This window comes from Noviherbaspirillum sp. UKPF54 (genome assembly GCF_007874125.1).
Lineage (GTDB): Bacteria > Pseudomonadota > Gammaproteobacteria > Burkholderiales > Burkholderiaceae_D > Noviherbaspirillum.
Window position 1 is genome coordinate 4,620,336 of the sequence record NZ_CP040128.1, and the last position, 12,560, is coordinate 4,632,895.

Here is a 12,560-nt window from a genome sequence, read left to right on the forward strand (position 1 = left end):
TCGCACTACCATGGCGGGATGGAAACCAAATGGCTGGAAGACTTCATTTCGCTGGCTGAAACGCACAGTTTCAGCCGCTCCGCTGAGCTGCGCCATGTGACGCAACCCGCGTTTTCGCGCCGCATCCAGTCGCTGGAAGCCTGGCTGGGCGCCGACCTGATCGACCGCACCTCGTACCCGACGCGGCTGACGCCGGCGGGCGAAGTGTTCTACGAGCAGGCGATGGAAATGCTCGGCCAGATCAACAACGCGCGCGCGCTGTTGCGCGGCAAGCGGCCGACGGCGCATACCACGGTCGATTTCGCCGTGCCGCACACGCTGTCGCTGACCTACATGCCGAAGTGGATGACGCAGCTGGAATCCGGCTTCGGCCCGCTGCACACGCGCCTGATCGCACTGAACGTGCATGACGCGGTGATGGCCATGGTCGACGGCGGCTGCGACCTGCTGCTGTGCTATCACCATCCGCGCCAGCCGGTGCAGCTCGATGCCAGCCGCTACGACATGCTTGTGCTGGGGCGCGAAGCCCTGCGTGCCTATGCGCGCTGCGACAAGTCCGGCACGCCGAAATTCGCGTTGCCGGGCACCGCGAAATCGCCGCTGCCTTTCCTGTCCTATACCAGCAACGCTTACCTGGGGCGCATGGTCGACCTGATCCTGGCCGACGCCAAACGCGCGCCGCACCTCGACAAGCGCTACGAAACGGACATGGCCGAAGGCTTGAAGATGATGGCGCTGGAAGGCCACGGCGTGGCGTTCCTGCCGGAGTCGGCGGTCACGCGCGAGCTGCGGCAAAGGCAGCTGGCGCGCGCCGACGGCGGGCAGCCGGAATGGGAGGTGGAAATGGACATCCGCCTGTACCGCGAGCGTCCCACGGCGCAGCGCCCCGGCAAGCCGATCGTGGCCCGGCTGTGGGATTACTTGGTCGCGAGGAACGCGGCAGAGGGCAAGGCGCGCGCCTCCAAGGCCAGAGCGCCGCACTGAGACTGCGCGGTATTGCAGGCGACGGCCGGCCCCGCCCTCCTATTTATTCCCGCGATTTTGATGGTGCTCAAGGTTTTTAATGACGCTTGACGCACTGCGGCATTATCGGTGGCGACCGCCGCCGCCGGGCGCGACAATGGGTTCATACATGCTGTTTTCCGTCATGGGGAATAGCGGCTATCGCGCATCGCTCGCTTTTTCCCCGAACAGGCAGTCGACAGCAGATCGGCTCGGAAAATCTGTCTTAAGAGTTTCTTAAGATTCATTTTTTAGAGTCGACATCCACAAAAACAAGCTGCGGACGCGTCATGACTGAACTTGGGAAATTCTCTGCTGTATTGATCTTATCCGGCGCATGGGTGGCGTCGGCCATCGCGGCCACCTCGGGCCTGCTCAAGCTGAGCGACGAGCAGATGCGCAAGTCGGGCATCGTGCTCGAGCGCGTGGGCGGCGCATCGTCGCAGGCTGGCGCAGGTGACGGTTTCAGGCTGTCCGGCACGGCGGTTTTTCCCGCCAAGGCGATCCGGATCGTGAGTGCGCCGGCGGCCGGCGTGGTGCAGGCCGTGCTGGCGGACCCGATGAGCAAGGTCGCCGCCGGCGCGCCGATCGCCCGCCTGTACAGCCCGCAGCTCCTGGAATGGCAGCGCGGCTACGTGCAATCGAGCGTGCAGGCGCAGCTTGCCGGCAGCAAGCTCAAGCGCGACGAAGCCTTGTTCAAGGAAGGCATCATTCCGGAAAGCCGGCTGCAGGAAACGCGCAGCGCGATGATCCAGAGCCGCGCGGCCGAGCAGGAACTGCGACAGACATTGAAGCTGGCCGGCATGGGCGACAAGGCCATCGGCGCGCTGGCGCAGTCGCAATCCATTTCCCCGGTTCTCACCGTGACGGCGCCGGCTCCCGGCACCGTGATCGAGCAGATGGCCGCGCCCGGCCAGCGCGTCGAAGCCGGCGCGCCGCTGGCGCGCATCGGCCAGTCCGGCCAGCTGTGGATCGACTTGCAGGCGGCGCGCGCGCAGGCCGCGGCGATCGGTGTCGGCGATGCGGTCAACGTGGTTGGCTGCACCCAGGCCGGGCGCGTGACGGCAGTCGGCATGCAGCTCGACAGCGCGACGCAGACCGTCACGGTGCGTGCGGAGCTGCCGGCGGCGGAAAGCTGCCTGCGGCCGAACCAGTTCGTCGAAGCGCTCGTCAAGCCGACGCGCCTGCCTCCGGGCGCGTTGCAGATCCCGGCGGCGGCGCTGGTACGGCTTGACGGCAAGGACCACGTATTCGTGCGTGAAGGCGGCGGCTTGCGCCCGGTCGCCGTCACGGTCGCCAGCCGCGGCAGTGACAGCGCCATGGTGCAGGGGCCGCTCCAGCCCGGGGCCGAGGTCGCGGTGCGCGGCATGGCCACGCTCAAGGGCATGTGGCTGGGGATGGGCGCGGGCGAGGGACAATGATGATTGCACGTCTGATTGCTTTTTCTCTGGCACAGCGCCTGCTGATGCTGGTCTTGACGGCGGCGTTGATCGGCGCCGGCGCGCTGGCTTTTCGCGGCTTGCCGATCGACGCCTTTCCCGATGTGTCCTCGACCCAGGTGAAGATCATCATGAAGGCACCCGGCATGACGCCGGAAGAAGTCGAGATGCGCATCACCGCGCCGATCGAGCAGGAGTTGCTGGGCATCCCGCACCAGACGGTCCTGCGCTCGCAGTCGAAATACGCGATTGCCGACATCACGCTGGACTTCGAGGACGGCACCGATATCTTCTGGGCGCGCCAGCAAGTCGCCGAACGCCTCAACAACGTGCTCGGCGCCCTGCCGCCCGGCGCCCAGGGCGGGCTGGCGCCGATCACCACGCCGCTGGGCGAGATGTTCATGTTTACCATCGAAGGCGACCTGCCGCTGACCGACAAGCGCACCTTGCTCGACTGGACGATCCGCCCGCAGCTGCGCGCCATTCCCGGCGTGGCGGATGTCAATGCGCTCGGAGGACTGGTGAAGAGTTTCGAGGTGGTTCCCGATCCGGCGGCGCTGGCCGCGCGCGGCATTTCGCTGGCACAGGTGCAGGCGGCGCTGGAAGCCAACAACCGCAACGACGGAGCGGGGCGCCTGTCCGACAACGAAGAGTCGCTGCTGATCCGCAGCGACGGCAGCGTGCGCAGCATCGACGATGTGAAAGCCATCACGATCGTCAGCCGTAACGGCACGCCGGTGCGCATCGGCGACGTGGCCGAGGTGCGTGTCGGCAGCATGACGCGCTACGGCACCGTGACCAAGGACGGGCGCGGCGAGGCGGTCGAGGGGCTGATCCTGGGCCTGCGCGGGGCCAACGCGCAGCAGGTGGTCGACCAGGTGCGCGCCAAGCTCGCCGATATCCAGAAAAGTCTGCCCAAGGGCGTGACGATCAAATCCTTCTATGACCGCGGCAACCTGGTCGAGCGCGCCGTCGGTACCGTGTCCAAGGCGCTGGTGGAGGCGATCGCGCTGGTGATGGTGCTGCTGTTCCTGTTCCTCGGCAATCTGCGCGCGGCGCTGGTGGTGGCGGTGATCCTGCCGCTGTCGGCATTGATGACCTTCCTGATGATGCGCTACTTCGGGCTGTCGGCCAACCTGATGTCGCTCGGCGGCCTGTCGATCGCCATCGGCATGCTGGTCGATGCGGCGGTCGTGGTGGTCGAGAATATCGAGGCGCATGCCGCGCATCCAGCACCTGGCGCCGCCCGCACCCGGCTGCACACGATCTACCGCGCGGTGCAGGAAGTCGCGGTGCCGGTCACCTCCGGCATGGCCATCATCGTGATCGTGTTCCTGCCGCTGATTACCCTGCAGGGGCTGGAAGGAAAGCTGTTCAAGCCGGTGGCGCTGACCATCGTCTTCGCCTTGTCCGGCTCGCTGCTGCTGTCGCTGACGGTGATTCCCGTGCTGGCGTCGTTTTTCCTCGGCGCGGCGGCGCATGAAAGCCCGTGGCTGGTGCGCAAAATCGAGCACGCGTATCTGCCGCTGCTGAGCTGGGCGCTGCAGCACCGCAGGACGGTGTACATCGCATCGCTCGCGGGGCTGGCGGCGGCGCTCGGCTTGTTCATGTTGATCGGCAAATCGTTCATGCCGACGATGGACGAGGGCGACATCATCATGCAGGTCGAGAAGATGCCGTCGATTAATCTGGCACGTTCGGCGGAAATCGACCGGACGCTGCAGGCGCGCATCCTGGCGGCGGTGCCGGAGGTCCGCAGCGTGGTGGCGCGCGTCGGCTCCGACGAGCTCGGGCTCGATCCGATGGGGCTCAACGAAACCGATTCCTTCCTGGTGCTCAAGCCGCGCGCCGAGTGGCGCGACCCGGACAAGGAAAAGCTGATCGATCGCCTGCGCCAGGTGGCGGCGGAATTCCCGGGGATTAACGTCAGCTTCACGCAGCCGATCGAAATGCGCACTTCGGAAATGCTGTCCGGCGTGCGCGGCGACCTCGCGGTCAAGGTCTACGGCAGCGACCTGGCGAAGCTCAACGCGATGGCCGAACAGATCGTGCGCGTGCTGGAAGCCATCCCCGGCAGCCAGGATGTGCTGACGGTCCAGAACGCCGGCGTGCAGTACCTGCAGGTCGAGATCGACCGGGTGGCGGCCGGCCGCTACGGCTTGACCGTCGAACAGGTGCAGAACGATTTGCGCACGCTGGTCGAGGGGCGCACTGCGGGCATCGTGATCGAGGAGGGCCGGCGCCTGCCGCTGATCGTGCGCGGCAGCAGCGCGCTGCAGATGTCGCCGCAACTGTTTGGCGAGCTGCGCCTGCCGCTGGCTGACGGCCAGGCCATCCCGCTGGCGCATCTGGCCAGGCTGCGCGCGGTCGACGGGCCGGTCAAGATCGAGCGCGAGAATTCGTCGCGCATGGTGGTGGTACGCGCCAATGTGCGCGGGCGCGACCTGGTCGGTTTCGTGGCAGACGCGCAGGCTGCTGTCGCCAAACAGGTCGCGCTGCCGGCCGGTTACCGCATCGCCTGGGGCGGCCAGTTCGAAAACCAGCAGCGCGCCGCGGCGCGTCTGGCGATCGTCGTGCCGATTGCGCTGGCGCTCATCTTCCTGCTGCTGTTTACTACCTTCGGGTCGGTGCGGCAGGCCACGCTGGTATTCGCCAATATCCCGTTCGCATTGATCGGCGGTGTCGTCGGCCTGGCCGTCACCGGTGAATACCTGTCGGTGCCGGCCTCGGTCGGATTCATCGCCCTGATGGGCATCGCGGTCCTCAACGGGCTGGTGATGATCAGCTATTTCAACCAGTTGAAGGCCAAGGGATTGAGCGCGGTCGACGTCGTGGTGGAGGGCGCGAAGCGGCGCCTGCGCCCGGTCATGATGACGGCCAGTATCGCCGCCTTCGGCCTGATTCCCTTGCTGCTGTCGACCGGGCCGGGCTCGGAAATCCAGCGGCCGCTGGCCATCGTCGTCATCGGCGGCCTGGTTAGTTCCACGCTGCTGACGCTGGTGCTGCTGCCGATCCTGTTCCAACAATTCGGCATGGGGAAAAAATAATGGAACATCGATATAGCCATGTCCTGACGCTGGCGCTGCCCGCCGCGTTGGAAGAAGAGGTGCTCGACCATCTGCAGGCGCGCCCGGACTGGGTCAGCGGCTTCTCCGTCGCGCAAGCCGAGGGCTTCGGCAACGGCACTTCGTTGCCCAGCACGCTGGAACAGGTGCGCGGCAGGGCACGCCGCCGCCTCATCACGATCCTGATGGAGCAGGCGCACATCGAGCCGTTGCTGGCGAGCCTGCACGCCGAATTCCGCAATCCGGAAATGGCGTACTGGATCACCCCTTTGATCAAGTTTGGACGATTCGCATGAAAGCAATGAAGCTGTTTTCGTTCGCCTGGCCGATGCTGGCCGTGGTCGTGGCCGCCTCGGCGGGCGCGCAAGAATATCCGCCGCTGTTGCCGCCCGAGGGCGCGGTGCGCAATTACCTGAACCAGTTGCCGCAGGTGCAGGCCGCTCGCAACGGTATTGAACTGGGACAGGCGAATGCCAGCCGCCTGGGCGCCGGCCCCTATGAATGGACCGTCAAGGGCACGCTGCAGCAGCGCCGCGAGCGCGCCGGTCCCCGCTACCGCGAAAACGAGTTGGCCGTCGAGCGCCCGGTGCGCTGGTTCGGCAAGGCCGACAAGGATCGGGCGCTCGGCGAAATTGGCGTGACGCTGGCCGAGCATGCGTTGGCCGATGCCTGGCATGAAGCCGGCCGCGCCTTCCTGAAGAACTGGTTCGACACGCTGCGCAACCTGCGCGCCGCGGCGCGCTTGCAAGAGCAGGCGGACCTGCTCGGCCAACAGGCCGATGTCGTGCGCAAGCGCTACAAGGCCGGGGATGCGCCGCGCGTCGAGCTGATGCTGGCCGAAACCGAACGCGACAGGGCGCTCGGCGCGCAACGCCAGGCGGCGCTGCGTGCCGAGCGCAGCGTGGCCGATCTGCGCGTGCGCTATCCAGGCATCGCGCCGCAGGCGCCGCAGCAGCTGCCCGCGCCGGCGCCGATCGCCGGTTCCGCAAGCGAGTGGCAGCAGCGCATCCTGGCCGAGAATCACGAACTCCTGCTGGCGCGCGCCCAGGCCACGCAAGGCAAGCTGAGCGCCGAGCGCGCCGCGCTCGATCGCGTGCCCGACCCGACCATCGGCGTGCGCATCGCGCAGGAACGCGACAGCCAGGAAAAGATCGTCGGCCTCACATTGTCGATCCCGCTGTCCGGCACGCTGCGCCGCGCACAGCAGGACGCCGGCCTGGCGCAGGCGCGCATTGCGGAAGATCGCGCCCGGCAGTCGGAGACCAAGGCGCAAAGCGACGCGATCAGCACCGCCATGAATGCCGAGTCCGCCTACGAAGTCTGGCAACGCCTGGAGCAGGTTGCCCGGCAAACCGAAGCCAACACGGCGGTGGTATCCAAGGCGTATTCCCTCGGCGAAGCGCCGCTGGGCGAGCTGCTTCTCGCCAGGCGGCAATCGCTCGACGCCGTCGCCAGCGCGGAGGAAGGGCGCTTCGATGCGCTCGAGGCGTACGCCAGGCTATTGCTCGATGCCCATGTCATCTGGGACGAGCAGGCGGCCGACAGCCAGCGCGATGCGGCACCTACACTGACCCGCAAACCGCTCTAAGCTCCTGGCGGCAGGCCCGGTCAGGGCGGTGCGTGGCTGCTGAGCCTGCGTATTACTACCGATGGAATACTGCGCAGAAATACGCAGCCGCTGGGAGGATGCGCATTTCCGCACTGCGTCATGAGGCTGGCTGAGAGAGAATACCGGGCAAGCTGGACAAAAAGGAATATCAGCTTTGAAACGAGGAGTTTGGTTGCTACACTAAGTTGGCAATAATTTTTCAGGAGACAAATATGAAGCTATCGAAAATGATCGCCGTTCTTATCGGTGTAGGGGCATTCGCAGGCGCTGTGCAGGCCGCCGAGCTGACCGGCACGCTGAAGAAAATCAAGGATACCGGCACCATCACGCTCGGCGTGCGCGAATCGTCCATCCCGTTCAACTACAGCCTCGGCGGCGTGCGTTACGTCGGCTATTCGTATGACGTCATGATGAACGCGGTCGACGCGATCAAGGCCGAACTGAAGATGCCGAATCTTCAGGTCAAGGAAATCCCGGTCACGCCGCAAAACCGCATCACGCTGACCCAGAACGGCACCATCGACATGGAATGCAGTTCGACCACGAACAATACCGAGCGCCAGAGGCAGGTCGCGTTTTCCGATACCATCTTCATCATCGGCACCCGCCTGATGACCAAGAAGGATTCCGGCATCAACGATTTCGCCGACCTGAAGGGCAAGAACGTCGTCACGACCGCCGGCACCACGTCCGAACGCCTGCTGCGCAAGATGAATGAAGAAAAGAACTTGGGCATGAACATCATCAGCGCCAAGGAACATGGCCAGTCCTTCCTGACGCTGGAGTCCGGACGCGCCGCCGCCTTCATGATGGACGACGCCTTGCTGTACGGCGAGCGCGCCAAGGCACGCAATCCGAACGAATGGGTAATCGTCGGCAAGCCGCAATCGCGTGAAGCGTATGGCTGCATGATGCGCAAGGACGATGAGCCGTTCAAGAAGGTGGTCGACAACTCGATCGCCAAGCTGATGAAGTCGGGCCAGATCGAGCGCGTCTACCACAAGTGGTTCCTGGAGCCGATTCCGCCGAAGGGGTTGAACCTGAACTTCCCGCTGTCCGACGACATGAAGCAGCTGTTCAAGAATCCGAACGACAAGGCTTACGAATAAGCGGATATTTGTGACGGAACAAGGCGGAAGGTCGACGGTTTCCCGAACAGGTTCCCGGGGCTGCAAGGACGTGCGCCCTGAACCAGTTCAGGATACCCTCTGACTCCTTCCGCTTTTTCTTGAAGGCTGACAATGAACTACCACTGGAACTGGGACGTTTTTTTCCAGAGCGCGGCCAGGAACGAGACGTATCTCGATTGGCTGTTGTCGGGCGCGCTCACCACGCTGATCATCGGCCTGTCCGGCTGGCTCATCGCGCTGGCGCTGGGCTCGATACTGGGCGTGCTGCGCACGGTGCCGAACAAATTTTTGTCCGGTATCGCCGCCACCTACGTTGAAATCTTCCGCAATATTCCGCTGCTGGTGCAGCTTTTCATCTGGTATTTCGTGATGCCCGACCTGCTGCCGGGCGGCGAGGCGATCAAGCAGATGAACCCGGTCCTGCAGCAATACATCGCCGCCATTCTCTGCCTGGGGACCTTCACCGCCGCGCGCGTGTGCGAACAGGTACGTTCCGGCATCATCTCGCTGCCGCGCGGGCAAAAGAATGCCGGGCTGGCACTGGGCCTGACGCTGCCGCAAACCTACCGCTACGTGATCCTGCCGATGGCCTATCGCATCATCGTGCCTCCGCTGACCTCCGAATTCCTCAACATCTTCAAGAATTCGGCGGTCGCGTCCACCATCGGCTTGCTGGAGCTGGCCGCGCAGGGCCGGCAACTGGTCGACTACACCGCACAGCCCTATGAATCCTTTATCGCGGTGACCTTGCTCTACGTCGTGATCAACATCACCGTGATGCTGCTGATGCGGTGGATCGAAGGCCGTACCCGGGTGCCCGGCTACATCGGCAGCAAATAAGGGGCGGGCCATGGCATATTCATTCGATTTCAGTTCGATCAACGCCGACAACCTCGCGGTGCTCGGCGACGGCATGATCGTGTCGCTGCAGATTACCGCCGTCGCCGTAGTGGTGGGCATCGTCTGGGGCACGCTGCTGGCGATGATGCGCCTGTCGGGCGCCAAGCCGCTGCAATGGCTGGCGGCCGGCTACGTGAACACGTTCCGCTCGATTCCGCTGGTGATGGTGCTGCTGTGGTTCTTCCTGATCGTGCCGCAACTGTTGCAGAATCTGCTGAACCTGTCGCCCAGCACCGATTTCCGGCTGACCTCGGCGCTGGTAGCGTTCGCGCTTTTCGAAGCGGCGTATTACTCCGAGATCATCCGCGCCGGCATCCAGTCGGTGCCGAAAGGGCAGATCAACGCCTCGCTCGCGCTCGGTATGACCTACGGCCAGTCGATGCGGCTGGTGATCCTGCCGCAGGCATTCCGCAACATGATCCCCTTGCTCCTGACGCAAGGCATCGTGCTGTTCCAGGATACCTCGCTGGTCTACGTCAGCGCGCTGGCCGATTTCTTCGGCCAGGCCTACGGCATCGGCGAACGCGATGGGCGGATTGTCGAGCTGCTGCTGTTCGCCGGCGCGGTATATTTTGTGATTTGCTTCAGCGCCTCGCTGCTGGTGCGGCGGTTTCAGAAAAAGGTGATTTCATGATCGACATTAAGAATGTCAGCAAGTGGTACGGCAGCTTTCAAGTGCTGACCGACTGCACGACCCATGTCTCCAAGGGCGACGTGATGGTGGTGTGCGGCCCGTCCGGTTCCGGCAAGTCGACCCTGATCAAGACCGTCAACGGCCTGGAACCGTTCCAGAAGGGCCAGATCGTGGTCAACGGCCAGTCGGTCGGCGACCCGAAAACCGACCTGCCGAAGCTGCGCTCGCACATTGGCATGGTGTTCCAGAATTTCGAACTGTTCCCGCACCTGTCGATCCGCCAGAACCTCACCATCGGCCAGGTCAAGGTGCTTGGCCGCAGCGAGGAAGAGGCAACCGAGAAGGGGCTCAAGTACCTTGACCGCGTCGGCCTGCTGGCGCACAAGGACAAGTACCCGGGCCAGCTCTCCGGCGGCCAGCAGCAGCGCGTGGCGATTGCGCGCGCGCTGTCGATGGACCCGGTCGCGATGCTGTTCGACGAGCCGACCTCGGCGCTCGATCCCGAGATGATCAACGAAGTGCTGGACGTAATGGTCGGCCTGGCACAGGAAGGCATGACCATGATGGTGGTCACCCACGAAATGGGGTTCGCCAAGAGGGTCGCCAACCGCATCGTGTTCATGGACAAGGGCTACATCGTCGAGGATTGCAGCAAGGACGACTTCTTCGGCTCGCCGCGCTCGGAGCGTGCCCGCGACTTCCTGGCGAAGATCATTCACTGATTCACGCACAACGCCTCTCCTGCCAGCGGGAGAGGCCGCCATCGGCATGAAATTAAGCGGGTAAAATAGCGGCTCTCCGAAGGAACCACCGCCATGTCCACTCCATCTCCCGCACATTCCCTTACCCTGACACGTCCCGACGACTGGCACCTGCACCTGCGCGACGGCGCGGCGCTCGCCAGCGTGCTGCCGCACAGCGCGCGCCAATTCGCGCGCGCCATCGTCATGCCGAACCTGAAGCCGCCGGTCACCACCACCGTGCAGGCCGCCGCCTATCGCGAGCGCATCCTGGCTGCACTGCCGTCGGGCATGGATTTCGAGCCGCTGATGACGCTGTACCTGACCGATAACATGCCGCCCGATGAAATCCGGCGCGCGAAGGACAGCGGCTTCATCCATGCCGTCAAGCTCTATCCGGCCGGCGCCACCACCAACTCCGACGCCGGCGTTACCGCCTTGTCGAAGTGCTACAAGACGCTGGAAGTGATGCAGGAAGTTGGCATGCCATTCCTGGTGCACGGCGAAGTGACCGACCCCGCAGTCGACATCTTCGACCGCGAAGCCGTGTTCATCGAGCGCGTGATGCAACCGCTGCGGCGCGACATGCCGGCGCTGAAAGTCGTGTTCGAGCACATCACGACCAAGGATGCCGCGCAATACGTCGGCGAAGCGGACGACCATGTGGCCGCCACCATCACCGCGCATCATCTGCTGTACAACCGTAACGAAATCTTCAAGGGCGGCATCCGCCCCCACTACTACTGCCTGCCGGTGCTGAAACGAGAAGAGCACCGCCAGGCGCTGGTGCGGGCGGCCACGTCCGGCAGCCCGAAATTCTTCCTCGGCACCGACTCCGCGCCGCACCCGAAGGGCCTGAAGGAGCATGCCTGCGGCTGCGCCGGCTGCTATACGGCCCTGCACGCCATGGAACTGTACGCGCACGCATTCGACCAGGCCGGCGCGCTCGACAAGCTGGAAGCGTTCGCCAGCTTCCACGGACCGGATTTCTACGGTTTGCCGCGCAATGCGACCAAGATCACGCTACAGCGCGAAACCTGGACCTTGCCGGCCGAAGTGCCGTTGGGAGACACCAGCGTCGTGCCCTTGAATGGCGGCGAGTCGATCGGATGGAAGCTCGCCTGAAACGGTAGTCGCCGGCATGCGCTTTTTCGATGCGATCGACTGGCAGCGGCCGTGGCTGGCTCCCTTGCGTGCAACGGCTGAATCGATCGTACACAGTCCGGACTGGCGCGCGGCAATCAATCACCGGGCAGAACAGATCGGCTTGAAGAATCACCGCGGCCTGCCCATCCGTTTCGTGCCGCAAGCCAGCCTGCCGCACGGCATGGCCTACGAAGCCTTCATCAGTGCCACTGGCGGCGTGCCGACCCGCGAGAATCTGCACGATTTCTTCAACGCGCTGGTGTGGCTGACTTTTCCCCGCATCAAAGTCCAGCTGAACGCGCTGCAGGCGGCGGAAATCGTCAAGGCCGGAGCGATCCCCGCATCCCGCGGCAAGGTGCGCGACGCCGCCACGATTTTCGATGAAAACGCCGCGCTGCTGGTGGTGCGGGATGCCTCGCTGATCGACGCCTTGCGCGCGCACGCCTGGCACGAAGTGTTCATCGAGCGCCGGCATGAGTTCGCACAGAGCTGCGACGTCTGGCTGTTTGGGCACGCCTTGATGGAAAAGCTGGTGTCGCCGTACAAGGCGATTACGGCGCATGCGCGGCCAGTCATCGCGGAAAATGCGTATTTCGGCTTGTCGCCGTGCGATAAGCGTATCTGGATTGATGAGGCTGTTAAGAATCAGCTTGGCGCCGGCTTAACAACTGCGGAATTTACGCCGCTGCCGGTGTTGGGGATTCCAGGCTGGTGGGATGGACAAGGCCAGGAATTCTATGACGATGCTGCGGTGTTTCGACCGAAGCGGCAGGGCAAAACCATTACCGCTTAAGCCTTAGGCTGGAGCAACTGCACGACTCACGACTCAACATTATTAGGACCGCAGTTTTTGCGCGCTGATTTCGGCATACAAAAGAAAAGGCACCCGAAGGTG

General features: G+C 64.1%; 11 protein-coding genes. All 11 read left to right on the top strand.

Going from position 1 to position 12,560, the window contains the following annotated elements; genetic code table 11:
• Nucleotides 1-18: 18 nt before the first annotated feature.
• Nucleotides 19-984 (top strand): LysR family transcriptional regulator, encoded by a 966-nt coding sequence (locus FAY22_RS21385; RefSeq protein ID WP_146332893.1) that lies wholly within the window; start codon nucleotides 19-21, stop codon nucleotides 982-984.
• 308 nt (nucleotides 985-1,292) lie between these two features.
• Nucleotides 1,293-2,423: an efflux RND transporter periplasmic adaptor subunit gene (locus FAY22_RS21390; RefSeq protein WP_146332895.1), complete on the top strand. Its 1,131-nt coding sequence runs from the start codon at nucleotides 1,293-1,295 to the stop codon at nucleotides 2,421-2,423.
• Nucleotides 2,423-5,488 carry an efflux RND transporter permease subunit gene (locus FAY22_RS21395; protein WP_146333574.1) on the top strand — a complete coding sequence of 1,022 codons (3,066 nt, stop codon included), beginning with the start codon at nucleotides 2,423-2,425 and terminating at the stop codon, nucleotides 5,486-5,488. The genes FAY22_RS21390 and FAY22_RS21395 overlap by 1 nt, the downstream gene beginning before the upstream one ends.
• Nucleotides 5,488-5,802, top strand: a complete 315-nt coding sequence (locus FAY22_RS21400; RefSeq protein WP_146332897.1) for a DUF3240 family protein — start codon at nucleotides 5,488-5,490, stop codon at nucleotides 5,800-5,802. Before FAY22_RS21395 ends, FAY22_RS21400 begins: the two co-directional genes overlap by 1 nt.
• Nucleotides 5,799-7,094, top strand: a complete 1,296-nt coding sequence (locus FAY22_RS21405; RefSeq protein WP_146332899.1) for a TolC family protein — start codon at nucleotides 5,799-5,801, stop codon at nucleotides 7,092-7,094. The genes FAY22_RS21400 and FAY22_RS21405 overlap by 4 nt, the downstream gene beginning before the upstream one ends.
• Before the next feature lie 233 nt (nucleotides 7,095-7,327).
• Nucleotides 7,328-8,224 (top strand): glutamate/aspartate ABC transporter substrate-binding protein, encoded by an 897-nt coding sequence (locus FAY22_RS21410; protein WP_146332901.1) that lies wholly within the window; start codon nucleotides 7,328-7,330, stop codon nucleotides 8,222-8,224.
• Nucleotides 8,225-8,356: 132 nt separating this feature from the next.
• On the top strand, nucleotides 8,357-9,085 hold the full coding sequence (locus FAY22_RS21415) for an amino acid ABC transporter permease (RefSeq protein ID WP_146332903.1): 729 nt from the start codon (nucleotides 8,357-8,359) through the stop codon (nucleotides 9,083-9,085).
• 10 nt (nucleotides 9,086-9,095) lie between these two features.
• Nucleotides 9,096-9,779: a glutamate/aspartate ABC transporter permease GltK gene (gene gltK, locus FAY22_RS21420; RefSeq protein ID WP_146332905.1), complete on the top strand. Its 684-nt coding sequence runs from the start codon at nucleotides 9,096-9,098 to the stop codon at nucleotides 9,777-9,779.
• The gene (locus tag FAY22_RS21425; protein ID WP_146332907.1) at nucleotides 9,776-10,501 is read left to right on the top strand and encodes an amino acid ABC transporter ATP-binding protein; all 726 of its coding nucleotides are present in this window, start codon (nucleotides 9,776-9,778) and stop codon (nucleotides 10,499-10,501) included. Before gltK ends, FAY22_RS21425 begins: the two co-directional genes overlap by 4 nt.
• A 93-nt stretch (nucleotides 10,502-10,594) precedes the next feature.
• Nucleotides 10,595-11,644 (top strand): dihydroorotase, encoded by a 1,050-nt coding sequence (pyrC, locus tag FAY22_RS21430; protein WP_146332909.1) that lies wholly within the window; start codon nucleotides 10,595-10,597, stop codon nucleotides 11,642-11,644.
• A gap of 16 nt (nucleotides 11,645-11,660) precedes the next feature.
• On the top strand, nucleotides 11,661-12,458 hold the full coding sequence (locus FAY22_RS21435; protein ID WP_146332911.1) for a DUF3025 domain-containing protein: 798 nt from the start codon (nucleotides 11,661-11,663) through the stop codon (nucleotides 12,456-12,458).
• The last annotated feature ends 102 nt before the right edge of the window (nucleotides 12,459-12,560 follow it).

Bases quoted from the DNA above. Each gene is read 5' to 3' on its own strand.
- FAY22_RS21405 (WP_146332899.1), top strand. From the start codon at position 5,799: ATGAAAGCAATGAAGCTGTTTTCGTTCGCCTGGCCGATGCTGGCCGTG.
- FAY22_RS21400 (WP_146332897.1), top strand. From the start codon at position 5,488: ATGGAACATCGATATAGCCATGTCCTGACGCTGGCGCTGCCCGCCGCG.
- FAY22_RS21395 (WP_146333574.1), top strand. From the start codon at position 2,423: ATGATTGCACGTCTGATTGCTTTTTCTCTGGCACAGCGCCTGCTGATG.
- FAY22_RS21415 (WP_146332903.1), top strand. From the start codon at position 8,357: ATGAACTACCACTGGAACTGGGACGTTTTTTTCCAGAGCGCGGCCAGG.
- FAY22_RS21435 (WP_146332911.1), top strand. From the start codon at position 11,661: ATGCGCTTTTTCGATGCGATCGACTGGCAGCGGCCGTGGCTGGCTCCC.
- FAY22_RS21410 (WP_146332901.1), top strand. From the start codon at position 7,328: ATGAAGCTATCGAAAATGATCGCCGTTCTTATCGGTGTAGGGGCATTC.
- FAY22_RS21385 (WP_146332893.1), top strand. From the start codon at position 19: ATGGAAACCAAATGGCTGGAAGACTTCATTTCGCTGGCTGAAACGCAC.
- FAY22_RS21390 (WP_146332895.1), top strand. From the start codon at position 1,293: ATGACTGAACTTGGGAAATTCTCTGCTGTATTGATCTTATCCGGCGCA.
- pyrC (WP_146332909.1), top strand. From the start codon at position 10,595: ATGTCCACTCCATCTCCCGCACATTCCCTTACCCTGACACGTCCCGAC.
- gltK (WP_146332905.1), top strand. From the start codon at position 9,096: ATGGCATATTCATTCGATTTCAGTTCGATCAACGCCGACAACCTCGCG.
- FAY22_RS21425 (WP_146332907.1), top strand. From the start codon at position 9,776: ATGATCGACATTAAGAATGTCAGCAAGTGGTACGGCAGCTTTCAAGTG.